Genomic DNA, 14,014 nt, shown 5'->3' with positions numbered 1-14,014 from the left:
GGGGCTCGGCGGAGCGGGGTGCTGTCAGACCGAGCCGAGTTCGCCACTGCGGACGGCCGAGGCGAAGGCCGCCCAGGCAGCGGTGGGGAACACCAGGGCAGGGCCCTCGGGATCCTTCGAGTCGCGGACCGGGACGATGCCGTGGACCTGAACGAGGTTCAGCGCCGGTTCGACGCACTGCCCGCCGTTGGCGCTGTAGCTCGACTTGGTCCAACGCGCGGCGCTCAGGTCGCGGACAGGGGGCGTCGTTCCAGTTCCTTCCGTACGGCACGGATCATCGCCACCGAGTCGGCTACGGACGGCGCGTCGACCTGCAAGCGGTCGTAGTCCCTGGACCACTGCTGAACAGTGAGGAGGTCTCGTTCGAGGTAGCCCCGCTTCGTGGTCTCCCCGTAACCGATCCGGCTGTGATCGGGGAGGGTGAGCAGTGTCACGGCGGAATGGAACGGGCGACGGGCGCCGAGGGTGAACGGTGCCACTTGGATGATCACGTGCGGCAGTTCGGCCAGTTCTTCGAGGTGCCGTAACTGGGGCACCATCACCGACGGGCCGCCGAGTTGCCAGTGAAGCGCGCTCTCGTCCATCACGACGTGGACCACCGGCGGCTGTTGGCGGGTGATCACAGTCTGTCGGGCAAGGCGGAAAGACAGCCGCTCGGCGGCTTGTTCAGTTGAAATGGTCCCTCGGGCGACCAGACCGGCGACCTCGGTCTGTGCATACTCCGGAGTCTGGAGCAGGCCGGGCACGATGCCGATCTCGAAGAGCCGTAGCTCGGTGGCCTCCGCCTCGCGCTCGGCGAATTCCGGAAAGCCTTCGAACAACGCGGAGTGCCGGATGTTCCAGTGCAGGAGCGCCAGCGTCCCGCCGGTCTCCAGTACTTCGTCCGCCCTGGTCACGGTATCGATGTGGGGAGTCCGGCTCGCGCGCTCGAAGCAGCCGACGTAGGTGCCGGTGATGCCTAGTAGCTTCCCCAACTGGGCCTGCGTGAGTCCCTTCGACTCGCGCGAACGCCGGAGCTGGACCCCGAACGCGTGCGCGGGGGAGAGCGTGGGATCAAGATCCTTCTTGTTCATAGCGGCCGCCCCAACTGAACTCCCAGGTTCGTACTGTCCAGTTCAGATGCTGGCGGTCCGTCAGCGATATCGCAACTATGGATACACGGACGGTCACTCACTGTCCGCATCCCATGGCATGCCCGGACGGGGTTCACCCTGCCCGCACCACCAGGATTCGGAGGTACCGCACAGATGACGACCACACCGTGGGGCACCACCCGCATGGCGCCGTACGCGCCGAGCGCCGCCGTCCCGCAGTTCACTCCCGTGATCGACCCCGAGACGCAGATTGCCGTGATCGTGGACGAGCACGGCCGCACGGTCGAGTTGGGCGCGCACGGCACCGGCACCAACACGAGTTCGCCCACCAGTACGGGTGGCGGCGACGGTCAGAGCGGTGGGCAGAGCGCGCCCACCGACACGGACAGCATCCAGGCGAACGACCAGGACCAGGGCACGGGTTGAGATGGGGGATCGGCCCGGGGCCGTGCTGGTCCTGACCAACGCCTGCGACGTCACGGCGGATGTCGTGTTGCGTCTCCTCGCCGACCGCCGCGTGCCGGTGGTCCGGTTCGATCCCGGTGCCGATCCGCCCGGGGGCGCCTCGCTGACCGCCCGTTACGGCCCAGGTGGGCAGCAGCGGGGCACCCTTCGCACGGTGAGTCGCACGCTCGACCTGTCCGAGGTCCGCTCGGTGTGGGTCCGCAGGCCTTCGCCCTACGAACCGCCGCCGGGCATGGCGGAGCGCGACGGCAGGTTCGCCGCCGCGCAGGCTTTCTGGGGAACCGGCGGCATCCTCGCTTCGCTGCCCGGGGCGCACTACGTCAATCACCCGTGGCTCATCCGCAACGCGGAGTACAAGCCGGCCCAGCTCGCCGCGGCGAGCCGGAGCGGGTTCCTGGTGCCGAACACGGTCATCACCGAAAATCCGGAAGAGGCAAGGGAGTTCTGTTCCCGCCAGCCCGGCGGAGCCGTCTACAAGCCGCTGTGGGACAGCCGGTACCGGACCGCGCGGGGGGCCGCGCGGCAGGTGTGGGTGCGAGGGGTCGATCCGGCCGAGATCACCGACGCCGTGTCCGTGTGCCCGCACCTGTTCCAGGCCGAGGTGCCGAAGGCGTTCGACGTGCGGGTGACCGCCGTGGGCGACCGGCTGTTCGGTGTCCGCATCGAGAGCCCCGATCTCGACTGGCGCCGCCGTCAGGACCTGATGTCGTGCGCACCGGTCGAGGTGCCCGGGCCGGTCGCCCGCTCGGTCGGCGCCTACCTCGCCGAGTTCCGCCTGACCTTCGGCACGTTCGACTTCGCGGTCACCGCCGACGGTTCCTGGTACTTCCTGGAGTGCAACGCGAACGGCCAGTGGGCCTGGCAGCCGCCGGGGACGACCGCCGCCATCGCCGGAGCACTCGCCGATCAACTGGAGAAAGGCGCTGACACGTGAACACATCGGCCGAACTCCGCGCCGCCATGGTGGACGGTCTCACCGGGGACGACGCGGTCACCGACCCCGGGTGGGACCGGGCCGCGCGGACCGTCCCCCGGGAACTGTTCGTCGGGGCGTACTTCCTGCCGGAGCAGGGCAGCGGCCCGACCGGGTACCGGGTCGTCCGCGAAGGCGAGCCCGGATGGCTGGAGGGCGTCTACACGAACCAGACCCTGATCACCCAACTCGACGGGCGGACCCGCCCCGAGGAGGTGGCCGGGGGCGCCGTGACGGGCGTCCCCTCGTCGTCGTCCACCCTGCCGTCACTGGTGCTGCGGATGTGGCACCAGCTCGGTGCCGAGCCGGGGCACCGGGTGCTGGAGATCGGTACGGGCACCGGGTACTCGACCGCGCTCGGCGCGCACCGCCTCGGGGACGACCACGTCACTAGCGTCGAGTACGACCCGGTGGTCGGCCGGGCCGCCGCTGCCGCCATCAGGGCCGCCGGCCACTCGCCCCGCCTCGTCATCGGCGACGGGCTCCTCGGCGACCCGGACGGCGGCGGGTACGACCGGCTGATCGCCACCTGCTCGGTGCGCCACGTGCCCTACCCGTGGCTGCACCAGGTCGAGCCGGGCGGGAAGATCCTCGTCACCCTCTCCGGCTGGTCCTTCGGCTACGGCTTCGCGCTGCTCACCGTGACCGGCCCAGGCGAAGCCACCGGGCGGTTCCTGCCCGGCCACACCAGCTTCATGACGGCCCGCCCGCACGACCGGCCGCCCCGGCAGAGCATCACCCTGCTGCCCGGGGACGAACGACCGACCCGGATCGACCCCGGCACCATCGCCACCTGGACCGGCAGTTGGGTCGCCCAACTCGCGGCCCCCTCGGCCGAACGGATGGGGGCCGGCGGACAGCAGATCCTCGTGGACGTGGCCACCGGCTCGCAGGCGCGGACCGCACCCGGACCCGACGGCGACGGCGGATGGACCGTGGTCCAGCGCGGGCCGCTCCGCCTCTGGGACCGGGTGGAGAGCGCCGTCGAGGAGTGGCAGTCCGCCGGCGGCCCGCACCAGGAGGGCTTCGGCATCACGGTGTCACCCACCGGTCAGCGCGTCTGGATCGGGACCGAGGACGGTCCGGGTTGGGACCTGCCGATCTGACCGCCCTTCCCCGCATGGAGACAACACGGAAAGTGACCCTCGCCGAGGGCGTCTGCACGATGGAGCAACGATCATGACGACCGCACAGCCTCGATCGGACGATCCGGTGGCGGACGGCTCGGCCCGCGAAAGCCCATGCCCGATATCGAAGTTGACGATCCGGGTCTACCGGGTGCGGGGCGACGGCACCCGGGTGCAGGTCTCGCACCGGACGTGCGACGAGGCGTTCTGCCTGCCCCTGGTCTCGGCGCTGATCTGGCCGCCCTGCGGGTGCCCGCGCTGCGCCGTCGCCCCCGCCGTCGGCGGGGCGCCGGACGCGGCCTGAACGCCCTTGCCGGACACGCGGAACGAGACATCGGAGGAAGTGCGTGCGGTACACCGGCGAGCCGTCGGCGGGGGACGACGTCCCGGAGGGGGACGAGGAGGCCCGGGCTCGGGCGTGGGAGATCGCCGAGCGGTTGGCCCGGGCCGGTGGCGGGGAGGCGCGGTTGACCGGGACCGCGAGCTGCTACCGGGTCGAACTGCGGCTGAACGGTCCCGCGCCGGACGAGTACGGGGTGCTGGAGGCCCTTGCGCTGGGCGACCGTTGGGGGCACCGGTACTCGTCCCCGGCGCGCAACGGCGGTGTCGCGCGGGAGACCGTGTGGAGCGAGGTGCGGCGGGTGCGGCCCGCGTCCCCGCCGCCGGGGCCGGGGCCGGCTTGAGGCGGCGCGGCCCTGGCGGGGCGGTTCGGCGGGATGGTTCACGGGGCGACGTACGACACGGCCTGCATCATGCCGAGGTCCTCGTGGTGCAGTTGGTGGCAGTGGGCGAGGGCGCGGCCGGTGAAGTCCTCGTAGCGGACCAGGAAGGTCACCTCGTCGCCGGGGTGTCCGCCGGCCAGGCCGACGGTGTCGTGCCAGACCGGCGGGTCGAGGCGGACGCCGTTGCGGTGGGTCACCAGGAACGGGTTGGTGTGCAGGTGGAAGGGGTGGTTGAAGCCGGGGGAAGTCTCGCCGGTGCGGACCGTCCAGCGTTCGGTGCGGCCCAGCGGCAGCACGTGGTTGACGTAGCCGGGGTCGTACAGGCCGTACGCCGGGTCGCGGCGCAGGTCGCCGCCGGGGTGCGCGGGCGGGGTCGGGTGGCTGCCGAGGATGCGGAAGGCGTCCGGGAACGGCTGCGGGAGGACGCCGGGGTCGGCGTGGAAGACCACCTCCCGGTCGGGGCCGGTGACCTCCCGTTCGTCGAGGAACGGGCGGCCCGGCGGCAGCGCGGTCGGCAGGCCCATCGGCGGGTCGACCGGCTCGCCCGCGATCTCGACGGTCAGCAGCGGCCGGCCCACCCGCTCCGCGCGCAGCTCGTACCGCCCGGGTGCCCCGCCCCGGACCAGGACGTCGACCCGGTTGCCCATCGCCAGCTCCACCGTCCGCGCGGCCACCGGCGCGGGCAGCGTCACCCCGTCCTGGGCGATCCGGTGCATGGTCAACGTGCCCTGTTCGCCGACGAGTTGCAGGGTGAGCGCGGTGAACGCGGTGGCCCCGACCAGCCGCCACCGCTGCACCTCGCCCGGCCGCAGCGCCAGCACCGGGCTGACCGCGCCGTTGACGGTGAACACCGACGGCACCCCGGACAGCCAGCTGTTCGAGGTGAACGCGGGCACCCGCCCGTCGCGCAGCCTCAGTTCGTTGACGCAGACCACCAGGTCCGCGGCGGCCCGGATCTCCGGCACCTCGTCGACGTCGCCCTCCACCACGATCACCCCCGCCAGGCCCCCCGCGAGCTGCTCGGCGGTGGAGCCGTGCAGGTGCGGGTGGTACCAGTACGTCCCGGCGGGGTGGTCGGCCGGGACGTGCACGGCGCTGGTGTAGCGCGGCTCCGGGTCGCCCTCGGCGGCGCGCGGCGCGAACTCCCGCAGCACGTTGTCGGCGTGCCCGGACGGGGAGACGTGCATCCCGTGGGTGTGCAGGTTGAAGCTGTTGGGGCGGTGCGGCATCCGTGCGCCGTGGGCGCGGGCGTCCCCGGTGCCGGGCGCGGCCGGGTTCGGCGGCAGCCCGTTGACGTGGGTGAGCAGCAGGGTGTCCCCGGCCCGCACCCGCAGCGTCGGGCCCGGGAACGCCCCGTTGTAGGCGCGGGTGGTGATCCGCCCGTGGCCCGGCACGTCGATCCCGGCGTACCGGACGTCCAGCACCTGCTCCAGCACCGACGGCACCCGCCCCGGCGTCGGCCGCCGGTGCGCCGTCACGGGCTGCGGAAAGCCCCCCGCCGGCGCCGTGCCCGCTGCCGCCGCCCGCGTCCCGCCGCCCGCCACCGCCGTGAGACCGGCGACGGCGGCCGTCCTGAGCACCGTCCGCCGACTGATCCCGTCACTGTCTCCCATAACCGGGCAATCTAGGTCAAACCATCCCGCTCGTCCGGGCCGCCGCACCGTACGGCCGCCGTTCGAACATCGTTGCTACGATCGGCCCATGACCATGGACGCGCGGATCGAGAAAGCCCAACTCCGCTACGAACAGGCCGTGTTCGGCGGAAGGACTGACGTCCTGTCAGCGGCCGACCGGGACCTCGACGCCGTCGAGGCCGACCTCGCGCTGGCCCGCGGCCGGGTGGCCCACGCCCGCTTCCTGGAACAGCGGGTCGCGGACGAGCGGGAACTGGAGCTGTTCGAACGCGCGGCCGGGCTGTACCGGGCCCTCGGCGACACCCGCGGCGAGGGCGAGGCCCGGTTCTGGATCGGCGCCTTCCACCAGGTCGTCCGGGACGACACCGCCACCGCCCTGCCCGCCTTCGAACACGCCCTCGCCCTCGCCACCGCCGCCGGGGACCGGCTGACCGTCTCCTACGCCCGCCGCCACCTCGGCATCGCCGCCCACCTGTCCGGCCGGCTCGACGAAGCCCGCACCCACCTGGAGGAATCCACCCGCCTGCGCCGCGAGTTGGGCTTCCTCCCCGGCGTCGCCGCGAACCTCGTCGGCCTGGCCCACCTCGCCGCCCGGCAGGGCCGCCCGGACGACGCCGCCGCCCACCTCCGGGAAGCCGCCGACCTGACCGACGCCCCCGCCGCCCGCGGCGTCCGCCGCTGGGTGAACCGGGCCCGCGCGGAACTCGCCGCCGAGTAGCGGCCGGTGGGCCGCCGGGGGCGTGCGGGGGGCGGCGGGAAAGCGGTTGCCCCGGTCGGTAGGGTGCGGATGGACCAGAGGAGACCCATGCCCAGCCGCCGCGCCGCCGCACTCGCCCTCGGTGCGACCGCCCTGCTCGCCCTCGCGGGCTGCACCGGCACCACCGCCCCCACCGCCACCACGGCTGCCGCCGACGCGACCGCCACCATGGCTGCCGCCGCCGCGACCGCGACCGCCGCCGCCGAGTCCCCCGGCGCCGCGTGCGGGGCGGCGCCCAGCCCCACCCAGAGCTGGCTCGGCGGCTGGTCGACGTCGCTGCCGCAGGAGATCCGCTGCCTGCCGCACGTCGCCGACGGCTCCTACCTGCGCCAGCCCTCCGGCTCGGACGACGTCCCCGGGCAGGGGAACGCCGTCACGATCGACGTCGAGCCCGGCACCGCCCGCGCACAGGCCCTGGACCTGTGCCGACGCGTCACCGCACTCGGCTACGGCCCCGACGGCCCGAACGGGGTGGTCCTCCTCCAGCTCCGCGGCGACGAGGAGACCGGCTCGTACATCTCGATGCCCGGTCAGGAACCCTGCCTCCCGCGCCGCTGACCCGCTCACCCCCCCCGCTGACCCGCTCACCCCCGCCGGGGCGGACGCCCCTCGCCGGGCGGCCCGGCGAACGCCTGGGCGATCGGCAGCCAGGCCCGGGCGGCCTCGCCCTCCGCGGTCAGCGCCAGGTCGTCGCGGTGGCGGCGCTGGGTGACCAGCAGGCAGAAGTCCAGCGCCGGGCCGCTCACCCGGTCGGCCGCGTCCGCCGCGCCCCAGCACCACGACTCGCCGCCGGGGGAGCGCAGTTCGAACCGGAACGGGACGTCCGGCGCGGGCCGCCCGTGCGCGGCGAACGCGAAACCGACGGTCCGGACCCCCAGGTGCGCGACGTGCCGCAACCGGTCGGTCGGGACGCGCTCCACCCCGAGCGCGTCCGCGACGTCCTGCCCGTGCGCCCAGGTCTCCATCAGCCGCGCCGTCAGCATCGACCGCGCCTTCATCGGCGGACCGAACCACGGCAGCCGCACGTCCGGCGGCACCTCCGCCAGCGCCGCCGCCACCTCCGCCCGCCCCGCCCGCCAGCGCTCCAGCAGCGCTGCCGGATCCTCCCCGACCCCCTCGGCGGCCCCCCGGTCCACCGCCGCCGCCCCGTCCGCGAACTCCCGCCCCAGCGCCGCCGCGAACCCCGCCGGGTCCCGCACCGCCAGCAGCGTCCACCGGTCCGTCCAGGCCAGGTGGGCCACCTGGTGCGCCACCGTCCACCCCGCCGCCGGAGTCCCCGCCGCGAACCCGTCGTGCCCCGACCCGCCCACCAGCGCCTCCAGTTCCGCCCCCTCCGCGATCAGATCCGCCACCAGCCGGTCCACCCGCCCCACCCCTTCCCACCCGACGACTCGACGACCCGACCCCCCACCCCTACCCCCGAACCTCACCCCGCCACCACCCCACCCAATCCCACCCAGGCCCGCCGAGACCCCGCCCGGTGCCAGCTTCCCGGGCCTCCGCTTCCTCGCCCCGGGCCCCGCGCAGCGGCGTCCGTGCCCCTGGCTTCGCGGCGACCTCCCGTCTCTTCACCTCCCCTCCCGTGGCCCCCGGGCCCCGCGCAGCGGCCCTCGGCCCTCCCTCCGCCCGGTGGCGACCTCCCCGGCCTCCGCTTCGTCGCCCCGGGCCCCGCGCAGCGGCGTCCGTGCCCCTGGCTTCGTGGCGACCTCCCGTCTCTTCACCTCCCCTCCCGTGGCCCCCAGGCCCCGCGCAGCGGCCTTCGGCCCCGTGGCGACCTCCCGGGCCTCCGCCCGATCACATGGTCTGATGAAACGTCGGATTCGCGGTGCGGAGAGCGAGGCTGGTCGGGCATGCAGATCGCGGTCATCGGGGCGAACGGCGGGATCGGTCGGTGCGTGGTGACCGAGGCGCTGGCCCGGGGCCACCGGGTGACCGCGGTGGTGCGGCGGCCGGAGGAGTACCAGGGGCTGGCGATCAGGGTGGAGCGCGGGGACGTGCTGGACCCGGCGGACGTCGCGCGGGTCGGGCAGGGGCAGGAGGCGGTGGTGAGCGCCGTCGGCGGCGGGGACGGCCCGGGCCGGGGACGGCTGGTGGAACCGGCCGCGCACGCGCTGGTCGCGGGGCTGCGGCAGCTCGCGGACGCGGCCCCGCGCCTGCTGGTGGTCGGCAGCGCGGGCAGCCTCACCGCCGGGTCCGGCGCCCCGCTGTGGGACGACCCGTCCGTGCCGCCGCGCCAGTTCGAGCTGATGCGCGCCCACGGCCGGGCGCTGGACTACCTGCGCACCGTCCGCGACCTGGACTGGACGGTGCTCAGCCCGCCGCAGAGCCTGCTCCCGGGCGAGCGCACCGGCCGCTACCGCTCCGGCACCGACGCGCTGGTCACGGCCCCGGACGGCCTGTCCACCGTCTCGCTGCCGGACCTCGCGGTCGCCCTGGTCGACGAGCTCGAACGCCCCGCCCACCGCGGCGAGCGCTTCACCTGCGGCTACTGACCCACCGGCCGGGCCCCCGTCGGACCCGCCCACCCGCCACCGGACGGCGCGCCCGCGCACAGGCTGCGCTGCGGCCCGCGGTGCGCGCCGGCGTCCTGGAGGACGGCGCACTGGAACGCCCCGATCAGCAGCGCCGAGGGCAGCGCCACGAACAGCAGGCCGCGCCCGGCGCTGATCGGCCGGCTGGTCTCCCGCAGCGTCCGGTGGGCCAGCCGGACGGCCCAGACCGCGGCGGCCAGGTTGAGCAGCAGCCCGGCCCAGGCCAGCAGCACGGCGTACGAGGGAACGCCGGGGCCGCTCAGGCAGTGCCGCAGCAGCTCCTGCACGTTCCCCTCGGCGTGCAGGGCCGGCCAGCTGCCGGCCCAGCCGGCGGCCATCGCGGCCAGGCAGTACCTGGCCCGGCCCGGGCATCCCGCTCCCGCCATCCCGTCCGTCCTCCCGTTCCGCTGACCGCCGGTCCGTCCGGAGCCTGCCGGTCCTTCCGGAGCCCGTCGGTCGCCGGTCTCCGATCGCCGTGCCGGATGCATTCTGCCGAACGGGGCGGAAAGGACGCGTAAGGACCAGCCGTGGCGGGAGGGGGCGGGGCCCGGTCAGCCGAGCTGGATCGACCGCTTGGCCAGGCCCATCCAGAAGCCGTCGATGACGCTGCGCTGCTCGCCGAGGTCGGCCTCGCCGGCGCCGAGGGTGACGAAGAGCGGGGCGAAGTGCTCGGTGCGGGGGTGGGCGAGCCGTCCGGCGGGGGCCTTGTGCTCGAAGTCGAGCAGGGCGTCGAGGTCGCGGGCGTCCAGGGCGCGGCGGCCCCAGTCGTCGAACTCGGCCATCACGGAGGTGATCCGGCCGTCGGGGGAGAGGGCGCGCAGGTTGTGGGTGAAGAAGCCGGAGCCGACGATCAGCACGCCCTCGTCGCGCAGCGGGGCGAGCCTGCGGCCGATCTCCATCAGCCGCCGCGGGTCCAGGGTGGGCAGCGAGACCTGGAGGACGGGGATGTCGGCGTCGGGGTACATCTCGACCAGCGGGACGTACGCGCCGTGGTCCAGCCCGCGGTCCGGCACGTCCTGCACGGGGGTGCCGGGGGCGCGCAGCAGCTTGCGGACGGACTCGGCGAGCTCGGGCGCGCCGGGGGCGGCGTACCGGACCCGGTAGTAGTGCTCGGGGAAGCCCCAGAAGTCGTACACCAGCGGGAGGGTGCGCACCGCGCCGATCGCCAGCGGGGCCTCCTCCCAGTGTGCCGAGACCATCAGGATCGCCTTGGGGCGGGGCAGGTCGGCGGACCAGGCGGCGAGTTCGCCGGGCCAGACCGGGTCGTCGGCGAGCGGGGGCGCGCCGTGCGAGAGGTAGAGCGCGGGCATGCGCTCGGTGGTGGGGGTGCTCATGGGTCCGTCCTCCTGCTGCCGGGGCCGCGCTGCCGTTCGCTGTCGGCGGTGCGGTGCGGAACCGGGTGGTTCCGCACCGTGTAGTTCAAATTTGAACCTTGCGCTCCCGAAGGTACACCTGAGTTCGAATTTGAACAACCGGAGTAGACTGCGGGGCATGGACGATCCCCGCTGGCTCAACGAGACCGAGATGGCCGCCTGGCGCGGGTTCGTCGCCGCCACCAACCTGGTCGCCCGCCGACTGGAGCGCCAGCTCAAGGAGGACGCGGGGCTCTCCCACACCCAGTACGAGATCCTGGTGCAGCTCTCCGCCGCCCCCGGCGGCTCGCTCCGGATGACCGACCTGGCCGACCGCCTGGTCACCTCCAAGAGCGGCCTCACCTACCAGGTCACCCAGCTGGAGAAGGCCGGACTGGTCGGCCGCCGCTCCTGTCCCAGCGACGTCCGCGGCGTCTTCGCCGAAATCACTGACCAGGGCTGGACCGCCCTGCGAGCCGCCGCCCCGGGCCACGTCGCCGCCGTCCGCGAAGCCCTCATCGACGTCCTCACCCCCGACCAGCTCACCGCCCTGGCCGACATCCTCCACACCGTCGGCGACCGCCTACGCGCCGCCGACTCCTGAGCCCGGATTTCCTGGCCCTGGGCCGGTACCGGGCCCGGACGCACCGCAGGGGCCTCCGGAGGCGCGGGTGCTCCGGGGGCCCCTGTGCGGGACTTCGGTGGTGCGGGGGAACTACCGTGCGGGGACGGTCAGTTCTGGTCGGCCTTCTGGGCCGCGACGCCGGCGTGGACCTCGGCCATGTCGAGCTTCCGGGCCTGGCCGATCAGGTCCTCCAGGGCGGCTTCGGGGAGCGCGCCGGGCTGGGCGAAGACCAGGACGCCCTCGCGGATGATCGCCAGGGTCGGAATCGACCGGATGTCGAACGCCGCGGCGAGCTCCTGCTGGGCCTCGGTGTCGACCTTCGCGAAGGTGAGGTCCGCGTGCTTGTCCGACGCCCGCTCGAAGACCGGTGCGAACTGGCGGCACGGGCCGCACCAGGCCGCCCAGAAATCGATCAGGACGAACGCCTTGCCGTCCTCGCCCTGGACCACCTCGTCGAAGTTGTCCTTGGTCAATTCCACCGTGCTCATCGTCGCCACCTGCCTCTCGCCGTCCTGGCCCCGCCGATCGGGTCCGTCGCCCCGCACAACTCCGCTGCCTGCGGAACTATTCCGAGCGCCGGGGAGGGGGGAGCCCGGAGGGGAGGGGAGGGGGTGCGGCGCTGGCGCCCGGGCCGCACCCCCGTCACGGTTATCGACACCGGGCGCCCCGGACTTGAGGGTCGGGGGCGGTGCGGCGGCACACTGGAGGTGAGGAGGCCACGCGGGCCCGGGGAGCTGCCCGCCGCGGGGCGCGTGGACAGTGGCGATGAACCGGATTCCCCTGCTCTGCCCGCGCTGCGGCCGACCGCAGCAGATCATCCACCCCGACGACCCCGGCCACCCGGTGCGCGTGGTGCACACCGACACCGGCCGCGAGGAGTGCGCGCCCGAGGCGCCGGACGGCCCGGCCCCCGTGGAACCCCTGCCGTGACGGGCTCCCCTGGCCGGTCCGGTCCGCCCGGCGCACCCTGGAAGGACCGGACCGGTTCGAACACCCCGTACCCACCCGGGAGGTGGCGGCCATGATGAGGACCCTGGTCGGATGGCACATCGAGATGGAGTTCCAGGAGGACGGCGACCGCACCAAGGCGGCCGCGCTGGTCCGCCTCTCCGACGGCACCGAGCTGCGCGGGCACGGCTTCTCCACCCGGCACCACGACGACAGCCTGCAGCTGCGTGTCGGCGAGGAGGTCGCCGGGGCCCGCGCGCTCAACGACCTCGCCATGCAGCTGCTCACCAAGGCGCACGAGGAGGTCAGCCGGCCGACCGCCGACCCGATGGCCCCGCTGATGTGGCGCGAGGTGACCTGAGGCGGCGTGCGGCGTGCGACGGCGCGAGGTGGGCGAACCGAGGCGGGCCCCGGACCCCCGGTGACGGCCCGGCCGGGTCAGAGTTCGGCCAGCGGCACCGCCGGGTCGGCCAGCCGCTCCGGGTCCACCGGCCGCCCGGAGCGGACCAGTTCGCGGATCGGGTCGGTGACGTCCCAGACGTTGACGTTCATGCCCGCCAGCACCTTCCCGCCGGAGAGCCAGAACGCGATGAACTCCCGCCCGGCCACGTCGCCCCGGAACACCACCCGGTCGTAGCCGCCGGGCTCCGCGTAGCCGGTGTACTCCATGCCCAGGTCGTACTGGTCGGTGAAGAAGTACGGGACGCGGTCGTACACCGCGGACTTGCCGAGCATCGAGGCGGCGGCCACCGCGGGCTGGTGGAGCGCGTTCGCCCAGTGCTCGACCCGGATCGGCCGGCCGAACAGCGGGTGGAAGGCGTTGGCCACGTCGCCCGCCGCGAACACGTCGGGGTGCGAGGTGGCCAGGTGCTGGTCGGTGCGGACGCCGTCGTCGACGGTCAGCCCGGCGTTCCCGGCCAGTGCCGTGTTCGGGCTGATGCCGACGCCGACCAGCAGCACGTCCGTCGGGACGGTGCCGCCGTCGCCGAGCCGGACGCCGTCCGCGCGCAGCTCCGCGACCTCGACGCCGAGGCGCAGGTCGACGCCGTGCGCCCGGTGCAGGTCGGCGAAGACCTGTGCGGCCTCCCGGCCCAGCACCCGCAGCAGCGGCAGTTCGGCGGCCTCCAGCACGGTGACCTCGGCCCCGGCGGTGCGGGCCGCGGCGGCGGCCTCCAGGCCGATCCAGCCCGCGCCGACCACCACCACCCGCGCCCCGGGGCGGAACACGGCCTTCAGTCCCTCGCTGTCGCCGATCCGGCGCAGCGTCCGCACGAAGTCCCCGTCGCCGCCCGGCACCGGCAGCGTGCGCGGGGCCGAACCGGTGGCCAGCAGCAGCTTGGAGAACGGCAGCCGCTCGCCGCCCTCCAGGGTGACGGTGTGCCCGGCCGTGTCGATGCCGGTGGCCGCGGTGCCCAGCCGCAGCGTCACCCCGTGCCGCTCGTACCAGTCGGCGGGGTGGACGTAGGCCTTCTCCTTCTCCTCCTTGCCGAGCAGGTACCCCTTGGACAGCGGCGGCCGCTCGTACGGCCGCTCGGACTCGTCGCCGACCAGGGTGACCGGCCCCTGGTAGCCCTCCGCGCGCAGCGCCTCGGCGGCCTTCGCCCCGGCCAGGCCCGCCCCGACGATCACGATCCCGGTGTCCATGTCCACGTCCTTCCCGCAGTGGTGTTCCCGTGCCCCCGTCCTGCCCGACCTTGGCACCGGCACGCGTCCGACCGGGGGACCCGCGCCGGTCGGCCCGGTGCGGCGGCCGGGATTCGCCCGCGAGGCGGACCACGATCCGGCG

19 protein-coding genes are annotated in these 14,014 nt (G+C 74.4%); 11 read left to right on the top strand and 8 right to left on the bottom strand.

The window, feature by feature from the left end; all coding sequences use genetic code 11:
• Positions 1-24: 24 nt before the first annotated feature.
• Positions 25-339, bottom strand: a complete 315-nt coding sequence (locus tag K353_RS37180) for a DUF397 domain-containing protein (RefSeq protein WP_111554482.1) — start codon at positions 337-339, stop codon at positions 25-27.
• Positions 225-1,073: a helix-turn-helix transcriptional regulator gene (locus K353_RS16750; protein ID WP_111554396.1), complete on the bottom strand. Its 849-nt coding sequence runs from the start codon at positions 1,071-1,073 to the stop codon at positions 225-227. Before K353_RS16750 ends, K353_RS37180 begins: the two co-directional genes overlap by 115 nt.
• Before the next feature lie 174 nt (positions 1,074-1,247).
• Between K353_RS16750 and tgmA the strand changes: the two genes are divergently transcribed.
• The 5 genes from tgmA to K353_RS16730 all read left to right on the top strand — a co-directional run bounded on the left by tgmA (position 1,248) and on the right by K353_RS16730 (position 4,342).
• Positions 1,248-1,520, top strand: a complete 273-nt coding sequence (gene tgmA / locus K353_RS16745; RefSeq protein WP_111554395.1) for a putative ATP-grasp-modified RiPP — start codon at positions 1,248-1,250, stop codon at positions 1,518-1,520.
• 1 nt (position 1,521) lies between these two features.
• On the top strand, positions 1,522-2,493 hold the full coding sequence (gene tgmB, locus K353_RS16740) for an ATP-grasp ribosomal peptide maturase (protein WP_111554394.1): 972 nt from the start codon (positions 1,522-1,524) through the stop codon (positions 2,491-2,493).
• On the top strand, positions 2,490-3,638 hold the full coding sequence (gene tgmC / locus K353_RS16735; RefSeq protein ID WP_111554393.1) for an ATP-grasp peptide maturase system methyltransferase: 1,149 nt from the start codon (positions 2,490-2,492) through the stop codon (positions 3,636-3,638). Before tgmB ends, tgmC begins: the two co-directional genes overlap by 4 nt.
• A 73-nt stretch (positions 3,639-3,711) precedes the next feature.
• Entirely contained in the window at positions 3,712-3,963 is a 252-nt protein-coding gene (locus K353_RS33840) for a hypothetical protein (protein WP_146616483.1), read from the top strand.
• Between the two features lie 43 nt (positions 3,964-4,006).
• Entirely contained in the window at positions 4,007-4,342 is a 336-nt protein-coding gene (locus tag K353_RS16730) for a hypothetical protein (RefSeq protein ID WP_111554392.1), read from the top strand.
• A gap of 38 nt (positions 4,343-4,380) precedes the next feature.
• Here K353_RS16730 and K353_RS16725 read toward each other — a convergent pair whose 3' ends face one another.
• On the bottom strand, positions 4,381-5,817 hold the full coding sequence (locus tag K353_RS16725) for a multicopper oxidase family protein (RefSeq protein WP_146616482.1): 1,437 nt from the start codon (positions 5,815-5,817) through the stop codon (positions 4,381-4,383).
• Positions 5,818-6,082: 265 nt separating this feature from the next.
• Here K353_RS16725 and K353_RS16720 point away from each other — a divergent pair, with 265 nt between their 5' ends.
• Positions 6,083-6,733 carry a tetratricopeptide repeat protein gene (locus tag K353_RS16720; RefSeq protein WP_111554390.1) on the top strand — a complete coding sequence of 217 codons (651 nt, stop codon included), beginning with the start codon at positions 6,083-6,085 and terminating at the stop codon, positions 6,731-6,733.
• A gap of 87 nt (positions 6,734-6,820) precedes the next feature.
• Positions 6,821-7,330: a hypothetical protein gene (locus K353_RS16715; RefSeq protein WP_111554389.1), complete on the top strand. Its 510-nt coding sequence runs from the start codon at positions 6,821-6,823 to the stop codon at positions 7,328-7,330.
• Between the two features lie 26 nt (positions 7,331-7,356).
• Here the strand turns inward: K353_RS16715 and K353_RS16710 are convergent, their stop codons facing one another.
• On the bottom strand, positions 7,357-8,127 hold the full coding sequence (locus K353_RS16710) for a TIGR03084 family metal-binding protein (RefSeq protein ID WP_233533638.1): 771 nt from the start codon (positions 8,125-8,127) through the stop codon (positions 7,357-7,359).
• 495 nt (positions 8,128-8,622) lie between these two features.
• Between K353_RS16710 and K353_RS16705 the strand changes: the two genes are divergently transcribed.
• Complete coding sequence (locus tag K353_RS16705) at positions 8,623-9,264, top strand: NAD(P)-dependent oxidoreductase (protein WP_111554387.1); 642 nt, start codon at positions 8,623-8,625, stop codon at positions 9,262-9,264.
• Here K353_RS16705 and K353_RS16700 read toward each other — a convergent pair.
• The gene (locus K353_RS16700) at positions 9,258-9,689 is read right to left on the bottom strand and encodes a hypothetical protein (protein ID WP_146616481.1); all 432 of its coding nucleotides are present in this window, start codon (positions 9,687-9,689) and stop codon (positions 9,258-9,260) included. The genes K353_RS16705 and K353_RS16700 overlap by 7 nt on opposite strands.
• Before the next feature lie 165 nt (positions 9,690-9,854).
• Positions 9,855-10,637, bottom strand: a complete 783-nt coding sequence (locus K353_RS16695) for a dioxygenase (RefSeq protein ID WP_111554385.1) — start codon at positions 10,635-10,637, stop codon at positions 9,855-9,857.
• 157 nt (positions 10,638-10,794) lie between these two features.
• Between K353_RS16695 and K353_RS16690 the strand changes: the two genes are divergently transcribed.
• Entirely contained in the window at positions 10,795-11,259 is a 465-nt protein-coding gene (locus tag K353_RS16690; protein ID WP_111554384.1) for a MarR family winged helix-turn-helix transcriptional regulator, read from the top strand.
• A 128-nt stretch (positions 11,260-11,387) separates the two neighbouring features.
• On the opposite strand, the gene trxA is transcribed toward K353_RS16690, so the two are convergent.
• Positions 11,388-12,098, bottom strand: a complete 711-nt coding sequence (trxA, locus tag K353_RS37175) for a thioredoxin (protein WP_370447612.1) — start codon at positions 12,096-12,098, stop codon at positions 11,388-11,390.
• Here trxA and K353_RS34385 point away from each other — a divergent pair.
• The gene (locus K353_RS34385) at positions 12,046-12,210 is read left to right on the top strand and encodes a hypothetical protein (RefSeq protein ID WP_158585420.1); all 165 of its coding nucleotides are present in this window, start codon (positions 12,046-12,048) and stop codon (positions 12,208-12,210) included. The genes trxA and K353_RS34385 overlap by 53 nt on opposite strands.
• A gap of 91 nt (positions 12,211-12,301) precedes the next feature.
• Entirely contained in the window at positions 12,302-12,589 is a 288-nt protein-coding gene (locus K353_RS16680; protein WP_199528124.1) for a DUF1876 domain-containing protein, read from the top strand.
• Between the two features lie 77 nt (positions 12,590-12,666).
• On the opposite strand, the gene K353_RS16675 is transcribed toward K353_RS16680, so the two are convergent.
• Positions 12,667-13,872, bottom strand: a complete 1,206-nt coding sequence (locus K353_RS16675) for an NAD(P)/FAD-dependent oxidoreductase (RefSeq protein WP_111554382.1) — start codon at positions 13,870-13,872, stop codon at positions 12,667-12,669.
• Between the last annotated feature and the right edge of the window lie 142 nt (positions 13,873-14,014).

Origin of the sequence: Kitasatospora sp. SolWspMP-SS2h (assembly GCF_003259315.1) — a bacterium.
In the GTDB taxonomy this organism is placed as follows: domain Bacteria; phylum Actinomycetota; class Actinomycetes; order Streptomycetales; family Streptomycetaceae; genus Kitasatospora; species Kitasatospora fiedleri.
Note: the sequence above shows the minus strand (reverse complement) of the source record. Positions and strands in the feature narration are given on the sequence as shown.